The sequence below is a fragment of the Streptomyces mesophilus genome, assembly GCF_040300965.1.
In the GTDB taxonomy this organism is placed as follows: domain Bacteria; phylum Actinomycetota; class Actinomycetes; order Streptomycetales; family Streptomycetaceae; genus Streptomyces; species Streptomyces mesophilus_A.
In genome coordinates, this window is record NZ_JBEPEW010000136.1 from 1 (window position 1) to 21,987 (window position 21,987).

Consider the following 21,987-nt stretch of genomic DNA (forward strand, 5'->3'; position numbering starts at 1 on the left):
CCCGCGCGTACGGGCCGCTCGCCCGCCGCGCGCAGCCGGGCCCCTGACGGGTTCGCCGCGCCCGACATCGCTCTGCTGCAGCGCGTACGCGACGGCTTGGAGGCCTGCCTGTGAATCCGCGACTCCCCGTGTCCGGGGCGCCGCCATGAGACGCATCTCGCGACGCCGAGCCGAGAGGAACCAAGTGATGGCGGCACAGGCCGAGTTGAGGGGTGAGCTGGGGCGGCTGCGCGCCGCCGTGCCACAGCTCACCGGGTCTCTTGTCGTCGGCTCCGACGGAAAGGTGCTGGCCGAGGACTTCGGCGGCGGGGACGCCCCGCGTGCCGGGACTCGTACCGCCGACGCCCTCACGGCGGCCCGTCGCGTCGCCGAGGCGGCCGCGCTGGGCGATGTGCGGGAGTTCCTGATCCGCGGCGCGGACGGCTGGCTGGCCGCGTGCACGGCGGGCGACTCGGCCCTCCTGATGCTCGCGACCGAGTCAAGCACCAATATCGGCCGGCTCCGCCTCGAGGCCGGCTGGTCCGGCGCACGGATCGCCGAACTCCTCGACGGCGCGCCCGAACGACTGGAGAAGACCTGCCCATGAACGCACCCAATCCCCGAACCCCGAACCGACGCAAAGGAAGTGCAGCTCCGATGATCAACACCGAGACGGCCCTCAAGGAAGCGATGACAGGGATCGAAGGCGCTCTGGGCGCGGCCCTGGTCGACTACAGCAGCGGCATGGCGCTCGGCACCCTCGGCGGCAACAAGGAACTCGATCTGTCCGTCGCGGCGGCCGGCAACACGGATGTGGTCCGCGCCAAGGTGCGCACCATGGAGATGCTCGGCCTCAAGGAAGAGATCGAGGACATCCTGATCACTCTGGGCGGTCAGTACCACCTGATCCGGCTGCTCAAGTCCCGTAACAACAGTGGCCTGTTCCTCTATCTGGCCCTGGACAAGGACCGGGCCAATCTCGCGATGGCCCGCCACCAGCTCAAGCGCATCGAAGGCGAACTGGACGTCTGAGCAAGGTGACCGGACGCCCGAGGTGACCGGACGGGCAAAGGCGGTGCCGCACTTCAGGTGCGGCGCCGCCCCTCGGTGCTCACTCGCACCGCGCTGCCGTCAGGCCTCCTCCGTCAGGATCGAGGCGATCCTGTCGAGGATCGGCGGGAACTCCTCGTGCAGCAGATCGACATCCAGGCCCTCGTCACCGAGGACCACGAGCAGCGCGATCTCTCCCACCGGGTACACGGCGGCGCAGCCTTGACTGCCGTGGGTCACCATGCGGCGCAACTCGCCTCGCTCGGTGGCCGCCACGGTGCGCTGCGCGAGGCCCAGGCCCGCGGCGGCGAGAGCGGCCAGCCCCTCCGCGTCGATCCTGCGGCCGGTGTCGGCCGCTATGAGCAGTCCGTCGACGGCGGCCACCGCCGTATCGGTAATTCCGGCCAGCTCCTCTCTTATCTGACGCATCTCATCGGCCAGCTTCTTCTGATCCATGCGGTGAACCCCACTTGCATTGCGGCGGGTTGTTTCCGGTCTCTTTCGGGCGCGCGCCAAATCCTCGATCATCTAGGCCAATTCCTCGCCTTGGACCGTCGAGGCAAATTCCTCGTGCTGGACCGTCGAGGCCAATTCCTCATCCTGGATCGTCGAGGCACATTCCTCACCCTGCACCGTCGATGCCGGTTCTGCCGGTACGCCGGAGAATCCCCTGCCGACTCGTCGCGGAATGCTCCTCGGCGAGCGTTCTCGTCCTGCCGCTCGCGCCCGGGATGCGGCGCGGCAGATCCGCTGTGGCGACGCGTCCCGGCGGCTGGGCACCGGGACGGTCCCGGCGTCGGCGCAGCAGCGGCTCGGCCAGGTCTGGGGCCCCTGGTCCCGGGGTGGACCCGCCCTGCGGCACCCGGATGATCAGCCCCCGGCCGAGCAGCAGGTTGGCTTCGACGGTGATCGTGTAGAGCCCTCGGCCAGTCCGGAACGCGATGTCCCGCGCCGTGCGCCGGCCGTCGGCCAGCGCGAGGATCTCCCGGCCCGCGCCAGGGCGGGACGCCTCGCTCCCGGCGGCCATGGGGACGGCGAGCAACGGCTCCCGACAGGGTTCGACAGCGCCGGGCAGTCGCTCGAGCGCGGCCAGTCTGCGGGCCGTTTCGCGCACCAGGGCGGACGGGCAGTGCCCCGGTCCGGGCGGCGCGGACGCAGCTCGCACGGGCTCGGCCACGCACCCGGCCACCTGACCGACGGCCATGGCGAAGACGGCGTCGTAGAGCACCCTCATGTGCAGCATCCGCAGCTCGGCCGCTTCGATGCGGCCTTGGGCCACGCGACCGGAGCGCAGCAGCCGGGTCTCCACATCGGGGGCGCCGGGGCTGCGGGCGCTCAGCACCAGGCCGCGCCGCAGACCGAGCACACCGCCGGGCCGGCCCGACACCCGTACGGTGCCGGTGAACCGGTCCCTCTCGTACGCTCCCAGTGCGCGGGCCAGAGCGTCGAGTGCGCCCGGGCCGTATGCATCGTGGGCGGCAGTCATTGCTCCCCTTGCCAAGTGAACCGGCGGGCGGCATCGAATTCTCCGGAGGAATGCGGGCGTTCAGCACCGTCCGTAAGACCGCACCGTGCGGCGCATTATTTCGCCGACGGCACGTCGGCGAAACCGGAGGGAACTTTCTATCAGTCGAGTGCCGTCGCCCAAAAGGCGTCGGCGCAAGGTGATGGAAAGAGAATTCGCCTGCCCGTCGGCGTTCTCTTACGACCGAGTTCCGCGCTCCGGTGTCGACGCGCCCCGTCATGGCCGCGCAGGAGTCGGAGCAGGGGACTGGCGCAGGGCGAGTGCCCTGCGCCAGTTCCCTGCTTCCGCGCAGCCGGTTCCCTGCTTCCGCTCGGCCAGTTCCCTGCTGCCGCGCGGCCGGCTCCCTGCTTCTACGTGGCCGGTCGCGCCGGCCCTGCGGCTACCGTCACGCCACGAGGGCGATGACCTCCACGTAGCGGGCCGGCACCTTCAGGGTGCCGTCGGTGGCCGTGTTGTGCTCCTCGGCCAGCGCCACCATGTCCTCGTAGAGCGCCTTGCCGTTCTCGCCGAGCGCTTCGAACGCCTTGAGAGTGGGTCCGTACTTGTCCTTGAAGCGGTCGGTGAGGCCGCCGGCCGAGTCGAACCGGAACACCATGTCCCTTGGTGTGAGGGCCAGTTCGGTGACGCGGTCGCCGAGGAGCTCGCGCAGCCGGTTCTCGTCGCCCCACAGCGGCGGCGGCTGGATGCCCGGCGGTGGCGGCACATGGCGGCCGATGGTCTTGAAGAGCCGCCCGATGAACCCGTCCGGGGTCCAGTTGGCAAGGACGATCTTTCCGCCGGGACGGCAGACCCGGGCCAGTTCGGCGGCGGCCGCCTCCTGGTGCGGTGCGAACATCACGCCGACCACCGAGAGCACCGCGTCGAAGGTGTCGTCCGGATAGGGCAGCGCCTCGGCGTCCGCCTCCTCGACGGTGAGCGGGAGTCCTTCGGCCCGCGCGCGGTCGGCGGCACGCTCGAGCAGCTCGGGCACGTAGTCGGTGGCCGTCACGGTGCAGCCGCAACGGGCCGCCGCCAGGGCGGCGTTGCCGGTGCCGGAGGCCACGTCGAGTACCCGGTTGCCGTGGGACAGGTCGGCCGACTGGACGAGCCGTTCGGCCATGGGGTGGATCAGCGCGGCGATGGCGCCGTAGTCGCCGCTGGCCCACGTCTTCTGCTGTTTTGCCTTGATCCCCTCCAGGGGGAGTTTGGTGGTCATGAACGGTGACACTAGGACCGGTCGGACTTCCCGTACATCAGCGGAAATACGTAGGCGAAGAGGGCCCCGCGCGGTCGCAACGGCCTTGGCGCGGGGCCCTCTTGTATCAGTCGCCCCCGGCTTCGAAGGTGCGCAGCAGATCGGCCGCCACGCTCACGGCGATGGTCGCCGGGTCCTTCCCGCCGATGTCGGCGAGGCCGATCGGGGTCTTGATCCGGTCGATGGCGGCGTCGTCGTGACCGCCTTCGGTGGACAGACGCTTGCGGAACCGGGCCCACTTGGCCGCCGAGCCGATGAGGCCGACGGAGCCGAGATGCCCGGTCCGCAGCGCGGCGTCGCACAGCGCGGCATCCTCGGCATGGTCATGGGTCATGATCAGCACATGGGTGCCGTGCGGCAGTTGTGCGAGCACTTCCTCGGGCAGCAGCGGGGTGTGATGCACCCGTACCTGCGCCACCGAGTCCGCCAGGACGCCGAGCCGCTCCTCTCCGAGCAGGTCGGCGCGGCTGTCGATCAGGTGCAGGTCGATGTCCTGGCGGGCCAGGATGCGCGCGAGCTCCAGGCCGACATGGCCGACGCCGAACACCGCCACCGCCCGTACCACCGGCAGCGGTTCGAGCAGCACCTGGACGGTGCCGCCGCAGCACTGCACTCCGTGCCGGTTGGTGACCTTGTCGTTGAGCGCGAAGTCCATCAGCTCGGGTTCCGCCGCTCGCGCCGCGATCAACTCCCTCGCCCGGTCGATCGATACGGCCTCGACGTTGCCGCCGCCGATCGAGCCCCAGGCGCCGCGCTCCCCCACCACGAGCTTCGCGCCGGCCTCGCGCGGGGCGTGGCCGCGCACGGTCGCCACCGTCACGAGCACGCCGGGCTCCCGGCGTTCGCGCAACCGTGTGACCGCGGCGATCCACGTCATGTCAGGCACCGGTCAGCACTTCGTCGTCGAGCGGGGACCCGCTGAGGCGGGCGGACTCGATCGCCCAGTACACGGCCTCCGGTGTCGCGGGCGAGGCCAGTTCCACCTCGGCCCCGGCAGGGCCGAACGCGGCGGCGGCCTGCCGCAGCGCCTCACGGACCGAGAACGCCAGCATCAGCGGAGGTTCACCGACCGCCTTGGACCCGTAGACCGCGCCCTCCTCGGTGGCGTTCTCCAGGAGGGTCACATGGAACTCCTCGGGCATCTCGGAGAAGCTCGGCAGCTTGTACGTACTCGCCGCCTGGGTCAGCAGCCGGCCGCGACCCGGGCCGTCCGTGGCATCCCAGCGCATGTCCTCCAGGGTCAGCCAGCCCGCGCCCTGCACGAACCCGCCCTCGACCTGACCGATGTCGATCATCGGCGAGAGGCTGTCGCCGACGTCGTGCACGATGTCCACGCGCCGGATCCGGTACGCGCCCGTGAACCCGTCCACCTCCACCTCGGCCGCAGCGGCGCCGTAGGAGAAGTACTTGAACGGCGAGCCCTGGAACGCCTTCGCGTCCCAGTGCAGCCCCTCGGTCCGGTAGAAACCGGCCGCGGACAGCTGCACCCGCTGGAAGTACGCGGTGCGCACCAGGTCGTCCCAGGCCAGCTCCTTGTCGCCGCCCAGGGTGCGGGCGACGCCTTCGACGATCCGTACGTCCGAGGCGTTCGACCCCAGCTGGGAAGCGGCGACCTGCAGCAGTCGCTCCCGCAGCTGCTCGCAGGCGTTCTTCACCGCCGCGCCGTTCAGGTCGGCACCCGAACTGGCCGCGGTGGCCGAGGTGTTGGGCACCTTGTCGGTACGCGTCGGGGCGAGGCGGACCTTGTGCAGCGGGATGCCTAGCGTGGTCGCGGCCACCTGCAGCATCTTGGTGTGCAGACCCTGGCCCATCTCGGTGCCGCCGTGGTTGATCAGGACGGAGCCGTCCTTGTAGATCAGGACCAGCGCGCCGCCCTGGTTGAAGGCGGTGAGGTTGAAGGAGATGCCGAACTTGACGCCGGTGATCGCCAGGCCCCGCTTGGTGTGCGGGTGCGCGGAGTTGAACGCGGCGATCCCGCGTCGGCGCTCCTCGAAACCGGCGTCCTCCTTGACCTTGTCCCAGACCGCGGCGATCCGCTCCGGGTGCGTGACCAGCTGCCCGTACGGGGTGGTCTGGCCCTGGCCCGGCCGGTAGAAGTTCCGCTCGCGCAGCTCCACAGGGTCGAGGCCGAGCAGCGGGGCGCAGCGGCCCATGATGTCCTCGATCACGAGCATGCCCTGGGGTCCGCCGAAGCCGCGGAACGCGGTGTTGGAGACCTTGTGGGTCTTCGCGATCCGGCCGGCGACGCGGGCGTTGGGGATCCAGTACGTGTTGTCGATATGGCAGAGCGCGCGGGCCGTGACCGGTTCGGACAGGTCGAGGCTCCAGCCGCCGTCGGAGGTCAGGGTGGCGTCGAGGGCCTGGATGCGGCCTTCCGTATCGAAACCGATCTTCCACTGGGCGTGGAAGCCGTGCCGCTTGCCGGACATGGTGAGGTCCTGGGTGCGGTTGAGGCGCAGCCGGACCGGGCGCCCGGTGAGCTTGGCGCCGAGTGCGGCGACGGCCGCGAAGCCGTGCGGCTGCATCTCCTTGCCGCCGAAGCCGCCGCCCATCCGCAGGCACTGCACGGTCACCTCGTGGGAGTGCAGACCGAGCACATGCGCCACGATCTCCTGGGTCTCCGAAGGGTGTTGGGTGCTGCTCTGGACGAAGATCTGCCCGGACTCGTCCACCTGGGCGAGTGCCGCGTGCGTCTCCAGGTAGAAGTGCTCCTGGTCGGAGAACTGGAACTCTCCGCTGAACACATGCGCGGAGTCCGCGAAACCCGCGTCGACGTCGCCGGTCACCATCACGGGCCGTGCGCCGTGGAAGCTCTCGGAGGCGATGGCCTCCTCCAGCGTGATCACGGAAGGAAGTTCGTCGAGCTCCACCTCGACGGCCGCCGCGCCGAGCCGTGCCGCCTCCAGGGTCTCGCCGAGCACCCAGGCGACGGCGTGGCCGTGGAACATGACCTCGTCGGGGAAGAGCGGTTCGTCGTGCTTCATACCGGCGTCGTTGACGCCGGGCACGTCCGCGCCGGTCAGCACTCGTACGACACCCGGCACTTCGAGGGCGCGCGAGGTGCGCAGGGCGCTGATCCGGCCGTGGGTTTTCATGACCTGTACGGGATAGGCGTGCAGCACGTCCTTGGTGCGGTGCACCAGGTCGTCGGTGTAGAGCGCGGTGCCGGTGACGTGCTGGTAGGCGCTCTCGTGCGGCATCGAGACCCCGACGACGGAGTTCTCGGGACGTTCGGACAGCTGGCTCATGCGGAAACCGCCTCGGTGGTCTGTGCGTCCCCGGTGTTCTGTGCGTACAGCTTCTTCAGGCTCTGGCCGAGCATCGCGCTGCGGTAGAGGGAGCTGGCCCGGTGGTCGTCCATCGGTGTGCCCTCGCCCCGCAGCACGCGGGCGGCGGCCTCCACGGTCTCGGCCGACCACGGCCTGCCTTCCAGGGCCGCCTCGGTGGCGAGCGCCCGGATCGGAGTGGCGGCCACTCCCCCGAGACCGATGCGTGCCGTGCGGACGACACCGTCCTCGATATCGAGGGCGAAGGCGGCCGCGACGCTGGAGATATCGTCGAAACGCCGCTTGGCGATCTTGTGGAAGCCCGTGACGGGCGACAACGGCAGCGGAACGCGGACCGCGCGGATCAGCTCGCCGGGGCGGCGCACGCTCTGCCGGTAGCCCGTGAAGTACTCGGCCAGCGGAACCTCGCGCTCACCGTCGGCGTCGGCGAGCAGCAGGCTCGCCTCGAGTGCGAGCAGCACCGGCGGACTGTCACCGATCGGCGATCCGGTCCCCAGGTTGCCGCCGAGGGTCGCGCCGTTGCGGATCAGGCGCGAGGCGAACTGCGGGAACAGCTCGGCGAGCAGCGGCACCCGGCCGTCGAGCCTGCGCTCGATCTCGGTGAGGGTGAGGGCCGCGCCGATCTCGATGTGCTCCGATTCGACGCGCAGCTCGCGCAGTTCGGGCAGCCGGTCGACGGCGATGACGCAATCCGCCCTGCGGGAGCGGATGTTCACCTCGACGCCCCAGTCGGTGGAGCCGGCGACCACCACGGCGTCCGGCCGCTCGCGCAGCAACCGCAGCGTCTCGGCCAGGGTGTTCCTCCGTACGAAAGCCTTCTCGTCCTGCGTGTACTGGGTGGCGACCGCAGCGGGCGGTGCCTGGTCGCGGCGCTGCGCGAGGGGGTCCTCCTCGGCGGGTGCGCCGACGGCGTACGCGGCGTCGCGGATCGGCCGGTAGCCGGTGCAGCGGCAGAGGTTGCCGCTCAGGGCGTGCAGGTCGAATCCGTTGGGCCCGTGCTCGGCGTCGGCCCCGCTCACGGAATGCGCGGTGTCGCCCACTCCGGCGGGGTGCTCGCAGCGGTCGGGCCGGTAGTACTCGGCCGCCATGCTGCAGACGAATCCGGGGGTGCAGTAGCCGCACTGGGATCCGCCGCGGACCGCCATCTCCTCCTGCACGGGGTGCAGGGCGGGCGCCGTGCCGGCTTCGCCCGCGGTCGCGAGTCCTTCGGAGGTGATGACCTCCTGGCCGTCGAGCGCCGCGGCCGGGACAAGGCAGGCGTTGACCGCCACCCAGTCGGTCGGCCTGTCCACGCCGGGCCGGGCCACGAGCACCGAACAGGCGCCGCACTCGCCTTCCGCGCAGCCCTCCTTCGTGCCCGTCAGGCCCCGCTCGCGCAGGAAGTCGAGCGCGGTGGTGTGGGGTGCGGCCGGTGCGAGCGGTGTTTCTTTCCCGTTGACCGTGATGGTCGGTCGCATCATCGAGTTCGCCAATTCCAGGGAGTGATCTGTGAGCGGACGCCCCACGTACGAGAAGAGGGCGTACGGCGGCCCGTCCATGAGAAGCGGGCGCGGAGCGGCAGGCGTGCGCGCCATGCTGGGCGGTGGAATGAACGGCTGGTCAGCAGCCGTGGGCGATCTGACCCGGAACCCAGCCGAAGTACTGGGCGAGGCGACCGAGACCGGAGCAGGTGTTCATCGGCGGGTCGCCTCCTTTCCGTTGCTCACAGGTCAGTGAGCAACGGAAAGTAGTAGGTGTGGGCCGCACGGGTCAAGGGCCGGCCCGTCGCAAAACGTCCTACCCGTCGCATAACCTCGACAGGAGGAGACGAGTGTCTCCGCCCGGGGAGGCGATGGTGGTCGGAACAGGCGCGCGGTGGCTCGCGGGAGCCGTTGTCGTCACGTGCGTGGCGCTCGTCGGACCCAGCGCACCCGGCGGTGCACTCGCCGCCAGGCCGCTGCCTCCCGACGCCGTCCGGGACGTCGTGCCGAACCGCGTCATGACCTGGAACATCTGCAATCCCTGCAACGACAGCGGGTTCAACGTCGGCCGCGCCGCCGAGATCGCCGAGTTCGCGCCCCAGGTCATCGCGTTGCAGGAGGCCTGCGTACGGGATGTCGAGGCGATCCGGGACCACCTCGAGAACCTGCACGGGCTGGTGTACCACGTCGAGTACGGGTCGGTCCTGACCAGCTGGAACCGCTGCGGCGGAGTTCCCTGGAACCCCGGAGGGTACGGTCAGGCGGTCCTGTCGGCGGCGCCGATGACGGACCGTGTGCAGGTGGAGTACCCCGAGGGCGGTTCCGAGGACCGCGGATACATGGCCGTCACCACCGAAGTGGACGGCAGGCCGGTCCGCGTCTTCGCCACGCATCTCGCCCAGCGGCAGCAGGCGGAGGTGCGGGCGCTGCAGGCCCGTGTGCTCGCGGCCGCCGTCGCCCCGCACGAACGCGCCATCGTGCTGGGCGACTTCAACGCCGAGCCGACCACCCCCGAGCTGCGCGAGATGTGGGCGCTGGCCGAGGACGGGGATCCGCAGTGCCACCCGTCCGCCTCCGGCGGTGGCGCCTGCGAGCCGACCACGGACTGGATGAGCAAGTTCGACTACACCTTCGTACGGGGCATCGCACCGCTCGACCAGGGCGTGCATCTCTCCGAGTACTCGGACCACAACCTGGTGCACACCGATCTGGACCTGGCACGGCCGCACACGACGAGGACCGCGGAGTAGCCCGGCACGGCGAGAGCTCAGCCCCTACACCCGCGCGAGCAGCCGCTCCAGGGGGCGCGGGGTCCGGTCGAGGTCGAGCGACTCCACCATGGCCTGCGCGTACTGCGCCTTGCGGCCGCTGTGGGTGCCCATGAAGCGGCGCAGCTGCTGCTCCAGGGTCCGCTCGCGCTGGAAGGGCTGGTTCTGGAAGGTGCGGAAGGGCCGCAACTCGTCCTCGGACGCGATGACCTGCTCGACGCCGGCGGGCCCGAGCGCCCGGATCAGCTCGTCCTCGAGATCTGCGTCGCAGAGGTAGAAGCCGAGGGATTCCAGCTCGTCCCGGGTGTGCGCGGTGCCGAACCCCTCGCGTTCCAGGGCCCGTTGGAAGTGCCCCATCTCGCCCACGTCGCACAGGCCGACCGGGGTGACCCCCAGGCCCTTGGGGCCGCACACGGAGAGGAAGTGGCCGATGTTCGTCGCGCCCCCGAGGGGGAGAACCGCGACGGCCTCGGCCGCGAGGTCCCGGCCGCGACGGGCCGCGAGGGTGTCGAGGGCGCGCAGATCGCTGTCCCCCTCGACCAGGACGACCGAGCGCAGACCGATCCGGGCGGCCAACTCCCCGGCCTCCACAGCGGACTGCGCCGCCCCCGCCCGCCGCGCGGCCCACTCGGTGACCGCCCGGCGGAACTTCCCCATGTCGTCCATGGGGTCAGTCTCGCAGGGCGATCACCGAGGAGGGCAAGGCAATTACGAGCGCGGGCCGGGCGTCAGCGGACCAGTTCCCCGTCCCGCGCCACGATCACGCCGCCGTGCACGACGAGGTCACGGGCCGGGGCGTCGACGACGACCTGGGGGACGCACTCGGCGCGCAGCACGACGAAGTCGGCAGGGGCGCCCGGGGCGAGGTCGGCGTGCGCCAGACCCATGACGTCCGCGCCGCCGTCGGCGGCCGCGGTGAAGCACGCGGTCAGTTCCTCGTCGAGGCGTACATCGGTGACCCAGCCCATCTTGTGGGCGCGGTCGAACATGTCCGCGTTGCCGAACGGGCTCCACGAGTCCCGGATGCCGTCCGATCCGAGGCCGACCGGCACGCCGTACTCGCGCAGCTTGGCGATCGGCAGGATCAGGTCGGCGGACGGGGCCACGGTCGTCAGGGAGATGCCGAGCTCACCCAACTGCTCGCCGAACACGCCCAGTTCACGGTCGTCGAGCTCCGGCAGACAGAAGACGTGGCTGACGGTGACCTTGTCGTGCAGGGAGAGGGAGCGGGTGCGCTCGATGATGCCGCGCAGTGCCGCGAGGCCCTTCTCGCCGCGGTCGTGGAGGTGGATGTCGAGGCCGACGCCGTGCCGGTCCGCGATGCCGAACAGCGCGTCGAGCTGTGCCACGGGCGCCTGGTCGAAGCCGCCCGGGTCGATGCCGCCGATGAAGTCGACGGCGCCGGTGCGGGCGGCCTCCTCCAGAAGTTCGACGGTGCCGGGGGTGCGGATCACTCCGTGCTGCGGGAAGCCGACGATCTGCACGTCGAGCGCGTGCTTCAGGCGCTCACGCGCGGCCTGGAGCCCTTCGACGCCCGCGAGGTCATAGGCGGGAGCGACATCGGCGTGGGCGCGCATGCCCCGGGTGCCACGGGTCACGGCGTGGCTCATCAGCCCGTACGCGCGCTCGGCGACGGAACGGGTCTGACTGTTGAACAGCTCCACGTCCTGCGCGACATAGTCGGCTATCCCGCTCGCCGGCTTGCGCGTGACCCACGAGCCGCCCCAGGTCGTCTTGTCCGGGTGGATATGCGCGTCCACCAGCGAGGGCAGTACGGCGCGGCCCCGGCCCTCGACGACCTTGGCGCCGCGCGGCGCGGGACGGTCGGAGATCTTGCCGTTCTCCACGACGAGGTCGACGGCCTTACCGGTGCCGAACGGCCGCACGTCGCGGAAGACCACTGCCTTGCCGTCGTGGCTGCCGTGTCCGTCCTGGCGACCGGAGCGCTCGGCGGCCTGGGCGGGTACGGCGGCCCCGGCCACTGTGGCGGACCCGGCGAGTGCGGCCGCGCCGGCGAGGACGTTGCGACGCGAGACGGAGGCGTTGGGCGAGGGGGTCATCGGACTCCTTGAGTCGAGAGGTGCACTGAGGGTTCGGGGACAATCGGGGGCAGCGACGAGCGGTGGGCAGGGACCACCGGCGTGCAGGGACGACCAACCGGTGGTTCAGGGACGAGTGCTCAGAGCGCGACGCCCGCCCGTATCACCCGGGCCGGGCGCTTGAGGACCGTCACGTCGGCCAGCGGATCGCCGTCGGCGATCACCACGTCGCCGGCGAAGCCGCGCGCGAGCCGGCCCACCGTGCGTTCGAGCCCGAGCAGCCGGGCCGCGCCGGTCGTGGCCGTGCGGATCGCGTCGAGCGAGGACAGGCCCGCGGAGTGCATCAGCTCGATCTCGCGGCCGATGGGCTTCACCCTGCCGCCTGAGGAGTCGGTGCCGGCGGCCAGCGGCACACCCCGCTCATGCGCGGCGAGCACGGCCCGCTCGAGGACCGGCAGATAGGTGCGGCCACGCTCGGCGAGCACTGGATCGGACGACTCCGCCAGGCCCGCGATCGCGGAGAGGGTGGGCGTGAAGTACGTACCCCTGCGGCGCATTTCCACGAGGGTGCGCTCGCCGACGAACACCCCGTGTTCCAGGGAGCGGATGCCCGCGGTCACCGCGTCGTGGCAGCCCTGCTCGGCGTAGCTGTGGCAGAGCACGCCCTTGCCGCCGCGGCGCGCCGCGGTCACGATCTCCCGCAGTTGTCCGTACGAGTAGACCTGGGCGAGCGGGTCCTGCTCGGGCAGACCGGCGCGCTCGTTCACCCGCGTCTTGACCCAGTCGACGCCGCGGGCGAGGTTCACCTCGACGACGCGGCGCAGCGCCTCGGCCGAGCGCACACCGTCCTCGAGGCGGGCGAGCTCGGTGAGGTCCGGGTCGGCGAGGATCGTGTCGCCGAGGTCGGGGGTGACGAAGACACCGGCCGCTTCGAGGCGGGGCGCGAGGGCGGGAGACTGGCGCGCGAGTTCCCGTACCGCGATGTCCTGGTAGAAGTTCGTCGAACCGCTGCGGGCGCTCGTCGCGCCCTGCCGTACGGCGTCGAGGGCCTCGGTGGCGGTGTTGAGGTGGATATGGGCGTCGACGAGTCCCGGCAGGATCCACTTCCCGTGCGCGTCGACGACCTCGACGCCCTGGGGCACGGCGATACCGCGGCGGGCACCGGCCGCGCGCACGACACCGTTCACGATGACGACCACGGCATCCTCGGTGACCTCACCCGTGGCCGGGTCGAGCAGGGTGCCGCCTTCGACGACGAGATCGGCGCCCTTCGCCCCACGCCGGGAGGGTGCAGCAGCCGAAGCGGCCTGGGCCGGTGTCACCGCCGCCGCGGTTCCGGCGAGGGCGGCGGCCGCGGCGAGCACCCCGCGGCGGGTCATCCGGCTTGAGGGCGGCGGGGCGTCTTCCACGCACATCGAGGGCTCCTGAGAGGGTCGGGGACGCGACTCGATTTTTGTATACCAAATTGAAGAACGCGATCAAGGGTGTAACCCGGAAGCATCGGAATCCTCATCAGAGCTGCACATCCGCCCGAAGCGCGGCCCATGTCGCCCGGGCGTTGGTATACAAACCATGCGGGTTCGGTCGACAGAGCACCGTGCGCCGGTCCGGTCTCCCCCTTGCGGGCCGGTCAAGTTAGCCTTACCTGGCTTATGCAACGGCCTGGTGGGGAGAGAGACATGCGGGACGCCGCGCGGCATGACGGGCGTGAAGTCCTGCGCACCGTGCTCAAGGGTGAGCGACGGCGGGTGCTCGCGGCCTGTGCGCTCAATGCCTCGCACCAGATCGGTGAGGCGCTGATCCCCGTACTGATCGGGTTCATGGTGGACCGGGCGATCGTCCGCCCCGACCTCGCCTCGTTCGCGCGCTGGGCACTGATCCTCGCGGTCGTCTACGTCTTTCTCTCCGGCGGCTTCCAGCTCGGCGCCCGCGCGGCCGAGTACGCCAAGGAGCACGCCGGTCACACGCTGCGGATGCGGCTGATCCGCCGCGTCCTCGATCCGTACGGAGGGGCCGAGCGCGGCCGCCCGCCCGGCGCCCTCGTCTCCGTGACCACGGAGGACGCACGGCGGGCCGGCGGGGTGACGTTCGCGCTGCCGATCGGCTTCGGCGCGGTGATCGGTCTCGCGGCCGGGGCGGTGCTGCTGCTGCGCGCCTCCGTACCGCTCGGCCTGCTGATCCTGCTCGGCACTCCGGTCCTGATGGGGCTCGGACAGCTGCTCGCGCGCCCGCTCGAGCACCGCAGTCACGCGGAACAGGAGCGGGCCGCCCACGCCTCGGGCGTCGCGGCCGATCTGGTCGCAGGGGTACGCGTGCTGCAGGGCCTCGGTGCACAGCGCGCCGCCTCGGACCGGTATAGGCGCACCAGCCGTGCCGCGCTGGACGCGACGGTGCGGGCGGCGCGGGCCGAGGCGGTGCAGACCGGGATGATGCAGACCCTCACGGGTGTGTTCATCGCTCTGGTCGCGCTAGTGGGCGGCCATCTGGTCCTCACTGACGCCATCGGGCTCGGCGAACTGGTCGCGGCCGTCGGCCTTGCCCTGTTCCTGCCCGGCCCGCTGCACACGGTGGCCTGGGTGGCCGCCGATGTGGCGCGGTCGCGGGCTTCGGCGGAGCGGGTGGGAGAGGTCCTTTCGGCACCGGGAGGCATAGCGAACTCCGAGGCCGCACCCCGAAACGAGGACGCCGAGGACGCCGACGACGAGGGCGAAGCCCGCAAGCTCCCCGCTCCGGCCGCCCCCGCCGACGGGGCACCGCCCGCCCTTCACCTCTCCGCCCTCACCCACGAGGGGCTGCGGGGCCTCGAATTCGCCGTCTCCCCGGGCGAGTTCCTCGGCGTCGTCGTCACCGACCCCGCCCACGCCGACACCCTGGTGCGCTGTCTGGCCCGCCGCACCGACCCGGACGCGGGCCGGCTCGCCCTGGACGGCGTCCCCTTCACCGATCTCTCGCCGCGTGCTCTGCGCTCGCGGATCCTCGTCGCCGAACACGCGGCAGACCTGTTCACCGGGTCGATCGCGGAGAACATCACCGCCGCGGGAGCCACCGCCCACGAGGCGGCGACGACCGCCGCCGCGGCCGACGAAGTGGCCGCGTCCGTACCCGGCGGCATGGCCGCACCGGTCGGCGAACGCGGCCGCTGCCTCTCCGGCGGCCAGCGCCAGAGGGTGGCGCTCGCCCGTGCGCTCGCCGCCGACCGCGAGGTGCTCGTCGTACACGACCCGACCACCGCGATCGACGCCGCCACCGAGGCCCGTATCGCCTCCGGCATCCGCGAGGTGCGCCGTGGCCGTACGACCGTCCTGGTCACCAGCAGCCCGGCGCTCCTCGCCGTCGCCGACCGCGTCGTCCTGATCGACGGCGGGCGGCTCGCCGAAGAGGCCCGCCACGAAGAACTTGTCCAACGCAGCGCTCTCTACCGGACGGCGGTACTGGGATGACCACGACGTCGTCACAGCAGCTCATGCAGCAGACCGAAGCCACCGACGAGACGACGGAACGTTCCTCCGCCGCCGACCTGCTGCCCGTCGCGACCGGCCGGCGCACCCGCGCCGCGGCCCTGGAACTCCTGCGCCCCGACCGGGGTCTGGCCATCCGCTCGGCCCTGGTCCTGGTCGCCGCGACGGCCGTGGGTCTGCTCATGCAGCCGCTGCTCGGCCGGATCGTCGACCTCGTCGCGGACGGCACGCGCGGCGGCACCGTATCGACGGGTGTGCTGACCCTGCCCGTCGTCCTCCTCGTGGTCGTCGCCCTCGTGCAGGGCGCCTCGACCGCCCTTGGCCTCGGAATGGTGGCGCGGCTCGGCGAGTCGGTGCTCGCCCGGCTGCGGGAACGGTTCGTCGAACGGGCACTCGCCCTGCCGGCCGACCGTATCGAGCGCGCGGGCTCCGGCGATCTGACCGCCCGCGTCACGGGAGACGTGTCCCGGGTGTCCGAGGCCGTGCGCTCCGCGCTGCCCGAACTCGCCCGCGCCACCCTGACGATCGTCCTCACCCTCATCGCGCTCGCGGTGCTCGACTGGCGCTTCCTGGTGGCCGCGCTGCTCGCGGTGCCGGTGCAGGCATGGACGGCGCGCTGGTACGTCGGCAAGGCCGTTCCCCTGTACGCGAAGCAGCGCATCGCCACCGGAGCACAGCAGCAGCAGCTGCTCGAGACCATCGGCGGCGCCGACACGGTCCGCGGTCATCTCCTCGAGGACGACCACACGCAGCGGGTCGAGAAGCGCTCGCGCGCGGCGGTCGAACTCAGCAAGCGCGGGGTGCGCCTGGTCCTCGGTTTCTACGGACGGCTGCACATCGGCGAGTACATCGGCCTGGTCGGCGTGCTGCTCGCCGGTCTGATCCTGGTCCGCGAGGACGCCGTCTCGATCGGTACGGCCACGGCGGCCGCGCTCTACTTCCACAATCTCTTCGGCCCCATCAACGCGGCCCTGGTCCTGCTCGACGACGCCCAGTCGGCGACCGCCGGCCTGGCCCGGCTCGTCGGTGTCACCGATCTGCCCGTCGAGACCGACGGGCCCGCCACGGGCCGCAGCGCGGACGCCTTCGTGCATGTACGGGGCATCACGCACTCCTACGGTGACGGCTCCCCCGTACTGCACGACGTCGACCTCGATCTGCACGAGGGCGAGCATGTCGCGCTGGTCGGCACCAGTGGCGCCGGCAAGTCCACGCTGGCCCGCATCCTGGCCGGGGTGCAGCCGCCCACCGGCGGCGAGGTCACGATGCCGGCCGCCGCGAACGGAAGGCCGGGCGCCGTCCTCGTATCGCAGGAACTGCATGTGTTCGCCGGCACGCTCGCGGAGGATCTGCGGCTCGCCAAACCCGACGCGTCCGAAGCGCAGCTGCGCGCGGCACTCGCCACGGTCGACGCCCTCACCTGGGCCGAAGCACTCCCGGACGGTCTGGACACGGTGGTCGGCGAGGGTGCGCACAGCCTGGACGCCGCGAAGGCACAGCAACTCGCGCTCGCCCGCCTGGTGTTGGCCGACCCGCTGATCGCCGTCCTGGACGAGGCGACCGCGGAGGCGGGGAGCGCGGGCGCCCGGCTGCTCGAACAGTCCGCGCGGGCCGCGCTCGACGGGCGTACCGCATTGATCGTCGCCCACCGCCTCACCCAGGCCGCGACCGCGGACCGGGTCGTGGTCCTCGAGCACGGCCGGGTCGTGGAGTCCGGTCCGCACGAGGGGCTCAAGGACGCGGGCGGACCGTACGCGACGCTCTGGGCCGCATGGTCGGGCACGCGGGAGTCCGCGTCCTGAGGCGCGGCCGCGGACCGGGCGCCCGAACCGGAGCTCAGACCGGCCGGACCAACTCCCAGGTGTCGACGCCCACATCCAGCGTCATGCCGTGGCGTTCGTAGAGCGAGAGCGCCCTGGAGCTGTTGTCCGTGTCGACGCCCAGGCTGATGCGCTCCCGTCCGAGGCCCGCGTAGTACCAGAACGCGTACCGCAGCAGATAGCCGGCGATCCCGCGCCCGCGCGCCTCGGCGAGCACCCCGAGGTTGCTGATCCAGCCGGTCGTGATGCGGTCGTTGCGGGTGCGCATCGCGGCGACGTCACCCATGCCTTCGAGCCGGGCGATCCAGATCAGCGAGAAGTCGGCGTTCTCCGCGTCGATGTCGTGCTGCCACTGCTCGTACGTACGCGGCTGGAAGTCGAAGTGGCCGCGGAACGACTCCTGCAGCAGGGCATGCGCCTGCCGGCGGTCCGCTTCGTCCGTGCAGGCGCGCAGGCACAGCCCCGGCAGCGGCTCGGGCATGGTGTCGGCGGTGGGCGAGATCGCGCGGTGCATCACGTGGTAGCGCCGCACGGTGCGCCAGCCGCGCTCGCGCAGGACGTCCTGGTCCACGGCGGTCGTCACGTGCAGGCCCTGGTGGATGACCGCCCGGCCGACGCCGTTCTCGGCGGCGCGCTCGGCGGCCCGGGCCTCCATCCGGTCGAGGAGCAGGCGCGCGCCGTCGGGCCGCCCGGGCAGCATGTAGAGGTCGATGTCGATGCGTTCGCCGCCGGACTCGTCCCACAGCAGGCCGTAGCCCACCAGCTTCCCGTCCTCGTGGAGCAGCCAGGAGTCGCGGGTGAGGTCGACCTCGGGGTGCTTCCACTCGGCGAGGATCTCGTCGACGTCGGTCTCGGCCTTTCCGCCTTCGACCACATCCACTGCGTTGAGCAGTTCGCCGGCCGCCGCCGCGTCGTCGAGGGTGGCGGGCCGCACTGTCACTGTCTTCATGGGGCCACTGTCGGGCTGCGCTCAACAAGGTCGCAATGGAATTACGCCGGGCCGCCGGCTACCCGATCTCCACGACCCTCGCCCAGTCCGGCACCGGATCCGGGATGTAGTCCGGATTCTCCTCGTCGTACAGCGGCGCGCGCGGGAACAGACCGATCACCGTACGGGCCGGGGGCCGTTCCTTGGGCCAGGGGGTCTGGCCGTCGGTGAGGGCCACGATCACGTCCGGTCGCGGGAGACTGCGCAGCGCCTTCGCGAAGCCGGCACGCAGGTCCGTACCGCCGCCTCCGAGCAGCGGAATGCCCTCGCCGCGGCACAGCGGGTGGACCAGGCGCGCCGCGGAGTCGCAGGGCACCACGCTGACCAGGTCGCGGCGGCCGCCCAACGTCTGGGAGATCGCCGCGACTTCGATGAGCGCGGCGCCCAGTTCCGCGTCGCTGACCGATCCCGAGGTGTCGATGACGATGCTCACGCGCGGCGGCTTGCGGCGCAGGCTGGGCAGGATGATGCCCGGCAGGCTGACGGAGCGGCGGGCGGGCCTTCCGTAGGTGTAGTCCTGGCCGACACCGGGCGCGGACGCGGCCGAGCGGATCGCGGCGCCGAGCAACTCCCGCCAGGGCTGCGGCGGTTGGAAGGCCTCCTCGGCCCATCGCTTCCACCCGGCGGACGCGCTCCCCGGCCGGCCGGTGATGCCCTGCGCCACCCGGAACCGGACCAGTTCCCGCTCCTGTTCGCTCAGGCCGTGGGCGCCGTCGGGCCCCAGGTCCCAGGGCCGTATCCGTCCGTCGGCTCCACTGCCGCAGTCGAGCCAGGCGTACGCCTCGGTGAACCGGCTGAGGCGGAAGCGGCTCAGGTACTCCTCCATGAGCTGACCGTTGTCGAGCCCCAACGCGCTCGGCCGCACCGCCCCTGCGGGGAACTTGAGCCCGTCCCCGAACGCGTCGTCGTTGATCTCGCAGTCCGCCGCGATGTTCATCCGCAGCCGCTCGGCCGCGCCGGTCAGGCCGTGCCGCTGCGCGTACCGGTCGCTGCGCCGATGGTGGTCGCGCAGCAGGTGCGAGACCTCGTGGACCCACACCGAGGCGAGGTCCTCGACAGGGGTGCGGTCCACGAAAGCGGGCGACACGTAGCAGCGCCAGTGCCGGTCGACGCCCATGGTCGGCACCTGGCGCGACTCGATCACGTGAAGCGCGAAGAGCGCGGTCGCCAAGTACGGGCGGGCGCGCACGGCTTGGAGTCGGGCGGCGTAGAGCTTGGCCGTGTCGAGAGGGAGCGGCGCCGTCTCCGGGGCTCGAGGTGGCACCTTCTGCGGCGTGCTCAACGTCCCACCCGCGCCGTCGACTTGACCCGCGCCGCCGCCTGATCTGCGTTGCGGGACACGGTCACCGCACCGGCCAGCTGCTCGATCGCGGCGGGCACGTCCCAGTCCTCGCGCCGCAGCGAGGCCAGCGTGGTGGCGGGTACGATCACCAGGTCGGGCGCCCCGGTCTCCAGGGCACGCACCAGCAGGTCCCAGGCCGCGTCCCAGCGCGCCCGCTCCGGCCGTGCCCGGACGGCCGCGACCACCGAGTCGAGCACCGCCTGGCGCAGATCCCCGCGCTGGGGCAGTTCGGCCGCCGACGGATCCGCGAGCAGCAGCTCCGGGTCCGGCAGGTCCATCCGGTCCAGACTGGCGAGGAGTTCGAAGCCCGGCCCGTCGCCGACGGTCCCCCGTACGAGCAGCGAGAGCACTTCGCGGGACGCCCCGGCCGCCGTGGCGAAGGCGATCAGACGCAGGGTCATGTCCCAGCTGCGCGGTGAGGGCCAGGCCCCGCCGCGCCGTGTCTCGCTGCTGGGCATCTGGTGCACCAGGGCGGCGCGGGCCGCGAGCAGTCCGCACACGGCGCGGCGGGCGAAGTCGACGGACTCCGCGAGACGTCGAGGATCGAGCTCGGGCAGGGTGGCCCGGGGCCAGGTGCCGCCCAGACCGCGGACGACTACGTCCTGTTCGTGCGCCCACTGCAGATGCACGAACCGGTTGGCGAGCGGCGCGCTCAGCTCCCAGCCGTCGGCGGCCGACGAGCGCGGGTTGGCGGCGGCCACGATCCGTACGCCGGGCGGCAACTGAAGCGCCCCGATGCGCCGTTCGAGCACCACCCTGAGCAGCGCGGCCTGCACAGCCGGCGCGGCGGTGGACAGCTCGTCGAGGAACAGCAGGCCCTTGCCCGCCCGTACGAGCCGCACAGCCCAGTCCGGCGGCGCCATCGGCACGCCCTGCCGCGCGGGGTCGTCCCCCACGATGGGCAGCCCGGCGAAGTCGGAGGGCTCGTGCACGCTCGCGATCACGGTGGTCAGGGGCAGGTCGAGCGCCCCGGCGAGCTGCGTGAGCGCGGCGGTCTTGCCGATGCCCGGCTCACCCCAGAGCAGCACGGGCAGATCGGCGGCGACGGCGAGCGTGAGCGCTTCGAGCTGGACGTCGGTGCGGGGTTCGGTGGTGGTGGCGCGCAGCAGCCCCAACAGGTCCTCTGCTACGTCGAGTTGAGTGGTGCTTGCGTTCATGGCCAAGTGTGATCACCTTTCGTGTGTCGGTGGTGGGTGTGCGGTGCTGAGCTGAGCTGTGCCTGCTGCGGTGCGGTGTTGGGTGTGCTGTGTGTGCTGTGTGTGCGGCGGTGCGGTGGTGGGTGTGCTGTGCGTGCTGCCGGACGGGGAGGAGTCCGGGTCGGCGTTCAGGTGGGCCCCGGCTCAGCTCGCCAGGGCCTGACGGGGATGGGTGCGCACGGCTGCGCGCCCCTTGCGGTACTCGGTTCCCGGCGGGCCCGGCTGTCCGAGCCCGGACCGGTAGAGCCCGTGGTCGATCCGCCGGCGCAGGGCCGTCTCCAGGACATCGCGCAACGGGCCGTCGCGCAGGTGGGCGCCTGGACCGAGCAGGCTCTCCATCACGTCGAAAGCTCCGGTGAAGTCGCCGTGCGTCAGCCGTTCGCGGATGCCGGTGAGGGATGCGGGGTTGCGGTGGGCGTCGTCGATGACCTGAAGACAGGGCATCGGGGGCCCGCCGAGTGCGGCGAGCAGTGACTCCCGTCGGATCTCGGCGGGTTCGTGGTCGAGGGGCGAGAGCACTCCGTCGACGAGTGCGAGGCGATGGCGGGCGCCGCGGCAGTCGACCAGGTGGGTCCGCCCGGACCGCTCCCGGTCCCGAGCTCCGGGCCGCGCGGCCCGTACGCCCAAGGCCTGTGCCACCAGTGGATGCAGCCGGTCCCCGTCGATCAGCCCGGCACGCAGGAGTTCCACATCGGGAGGAACCCAGGTGGCGGCATCGGGCAACAGGGGGAAGACCCCCTCGGCGCGGACCACGCGTGCGTCACGGGTGTCGACCGCGAGGCGCCGCCCCGCGCCCACGCGGACACCGACCAGGCCGTCCGCGCCGAGCCCCTCGGCCTCGCGCACGAGCCGCGCCTCGGCGGCCCAGCGGTCAACGGCCCAGTGCGGTTCCCACTCACCTGCGCGCTCCCCGGCGCCGGACTTCTCGCCCAACTCCCCGGCACCGGACCTCTCCCCCAGCTCCCCCGCCCGGCGGGCGTCCCACAGATGCCGGTGCAGATCGAACCGGAAGCGGGCGCTCGGACGCGGATGGGGATGCCGGCCGTCCGGCAAGGAGCCGTCCCAGAGCGTCAGGCTGATCCGCTGCCCGGCATCGGCCCACGCGGGCGGGGTCCGCACGACCAGGCAGAGCCGGCGGCCGCCGTCCCCGGTCCCGTATCGCGCGAGAGGAACCGTCACGCCGGGACGCAGCAGGCCGTCCGGGCCGATCCGGGGCAGGTGCCAGCGCAGCAGGTCGGGCGCGAAGTACCGCAGGTCGCCCCGGACACGGCGCGCGACGTCACGCCCGTACGCGTACGCGAGGCGGCGCAGGTCGAGATCGACGTCCACGCGCGCGGCGGC

The 21,987-nt window shown here is 71.9% G+C and carries 18 protein-coding genes; 5 read left to right on the forward strand and 13 right to left on the reverse strand.

The features are described from left to right. Positions 1–187: 187 nt before the first annotated feature. Positions 188–586 carry a roadblock/LC7 domain-containing protein gene (locus ABT367_RS32950; protein ID WP_352256941.1) on the forward strand — a complete coding sequence of 133 codons (399 nt, stop codon included), beginning with the start codon at positions 188–190 and terminating at the stop codon, positions 584–586. Positions 587–636: 50 nt separating this feature from the next. Beyond that, the gene (locus ABT367_RS32955) at positions 637–1,011 is read left to right on the forward strand and encodes a hypothetical protein (RefSeq protein ID WP_352256942.1); all 375 of its coding nucleotides are present in this window, start codon (positions 637–639) and stop codon (positions 1,009–1,011) included. A 99-nt stretch (positions 1,012–1,110) separates the two neighbouring features. On the opposite strand, the gene ABT367_RS32960 is transcribed toward ABT367_RS32955, so the two are convergent. From ABT367_RS32960 to ABT367_RS32985, 6 genes are all read right to left on the reverse strand, one after another. Then, positions 1,111–1,485 (reverse strand): roadblock/LC7 domain-containing protein, encoded by a 375-nt coding sequence (locus ABT367_RS32960; protein ID WP_352256943.1) that lies wholly within the window; start codon positions 1,483–1,485, stop codon positions 1,111–1,113. Positions 1,486–1,651: 166 nt separating this feature from the next. Next, complete coding sequence (locus ABT367_RS32965) at positions 1,652–2,515, reverse strand: MarR family transcriptional regulator (protein WP_352256944.1); 864 nt, start codon at positions 2,513–2,515, stop codon at positions 1,652–1,654. A gap of 424 nt (positions 2,516–2,939) precedes the next feature. Further along, positions 2,940–3,749: a class I SAM-dependent methyltransferase gene (locus ABT367_RS32970; protein WP_352256945.1), complete on the reverse strand. Its 810-nt coding sequence runs from the start codon at positions 3,747–3,749 to the stop codon at positions 2,940–2,942. A 106-nt stretch (positions 3,750–3,855) separates the two neighbouring features. Then, entirely contained in the window at positions 3,856–4,665 is an 810-nt protein-coding gene (xdhC, locus tag ABT367_RS32975) for a xanthine dehydrogenase accessory protein XdhC (protein WP_352256946.1), read from the reverse strand. Between the two features lies 1 nt (position 4,666). After that, positions 4,667–7,036 (reverse strand): xanthine dehydrogenase molybdopterin binding subunit, encoded by a 2,370-nt coding sequence (gene xdhB / locus ABT367_RS32980; RefSeq protein WP_352256947.1) that lies wholly within the window; start codon positions 7,034–7,036, stop codon positions 4,667–4,669. Continuing rightward, positions 7,033–8,535, reverse strand: coding sequence for a xanthine dehydrogenase small subunit (locus tag ABT367_RS32985; protein ID WP_352256955.1), 1,503 nt, complete (start codon positions 8,533–8,535; stop codon positions 7,033–7,035). The genes xdhB and ABT367_RS32985 overlap by 4 nt, the downstream gene beginning before the upstream one ends. Before the next feature lie 371 nt (positions 8,536–8,906). On the opposite strand from ABT367_RS32985, the gene ABT367_RS32990 reads away from it, so the two are divergent. Continuing rightward, a complete protein-coding gene (locus ABT367_RS32990) occupies positions 8,907–9,785 on the forward strand; it encodes an endonuclease/exonuclease/phosphatase family protein (RefSeq protein WP_352256956.1) in 879 nt (292 codons plus the stop codon). Positions 9,786–9,809: 24 nt separating this feature from the next. On the opposite strand, the gene ABT367_RS32995 is transcribed toward ABT367_RS32990, so the two are convergent. From ABT367_RS32995 to ABT367_RS33005, 3 genes are all read right to left on the reverse strand, one after another. Beyond that, positions 9,810–10,469 carry a TOPRIM nucleotidyl transferase/hydrolase domain-containing protein gene (locus tag ABT367_RS32995; RefSeq protein ID WP_352256948.1) on the reverse strand — a complete coding sequence of 220 codons (660 nt, stop codon included), beginning with the start codon at positions 10,467–10,469 and terminating at the stop codon, positions 9,810–9,812. Positions 10,470–10,531: 62 nt separating this feature from the next. Next, positions 10,532–11,863 (reverse strand): amidohydrolase, encoded by a 1,332-nt coding sequence (locus ABT367_RS33000; protein ID WP_352256949.1) that lies wholly within the window; start codon positions 11,861–11,863, stop codon positions 10,532–10,534. Between the two features lie 119 nt (positions 11,864–11,982). Beyond that, positions 11,983–13,257, reverse strand: a complete 1,275-nt coding sequence (locus ABT367_RS33005; RefSeq protein WP_352256950.1) for an amidohydrolase family protein — start codon at positions 13,255–13,257, stop codon at positions 11,983–11,985. 264 nt (positions 13,258–13,521) lie between these two features. Between ABT367_RS33005 and ABT367_RS33010 the strand changes: the two genes are divergently transcribed. Together ABT367_RS33010 and ABT367_RS33015 are read left to right on the forward strand one after the other, a co-directional pair. After that, on the forward strand, positions 13,522–15,282 hold the full coding sequence (locus ABT367_RS33010) for an ABC transporter ATP-binding protein (protein WP_352256951.1): 1,761 nt from the start codon (positions 13,522–13,524) through the stop codon (positions 15,280–15,282). A gap of 23 nt (positions 15,283–15,305) precedes the next feature. Next, entirely contained in the window at positions 15,306–17,102 is a 1,797-nt protein-coding gene (locus tag ABT367_RS33015) for an ABC transporter ATP-binding protein (RefSeq protein WP_352256957.1), read from the forward strand. A gap of 34 nt (positions 17,103–17,136) precedes the next feature. Here ABT367_RS33015 and ABT367_RS33020 read toward each other — a convergent pair whose 3' ends face one another. The 4 genes from ABT367_RS33020 to ABT367_RS33035 all read right to left on the reverse strand — a co-directional run. Next, positions 17,137–18,069 (reverse strand): GNAT family N-acetyltransferase, encoded by a 933-nt coding sequence (locus ABT367_RS33020; protein ID WP_352256952.1) that lies wholly within the window; start codon positions 18,067–18,069, stop codon positions 17,137–17,139. Between the two features lie 58 nt (positions 18,070–18,127). Beyond that, a complete protein-coding gene (locus ABT367_RS33025; RefSeq protein ID WP_434975593.1) occupies positions 18,128–19,390 on the reverse strand; it encodes a vWA domain-containing protein in 1,263 nt (420 codons plus the stop codon). After that, positions 19,387–20,607: an AAA family ATPase gene (locus ABT367_RS33030; protein ID WP_352256953.1), complete on the reverse strand. Its 1,221-nt coding sequence runs from the start codon at positions 20,605–20,607 to the stop codon at positions 19,387–19,389. Before ABT367_RS33030 ends, ABT367_RS33025 begins: the two co-directional genes overlap by 4 nt. Positions 20,608–20,790: 183 nt before the next feature. Next, positions 20,791–21,987 (reverse strand): hypothetical protein (locus tag ABT367_RS33035; RefSeq protein ID WP_352256954.1); only part of this gene is annotated, 1,197 nt, incomplete at its 5' end.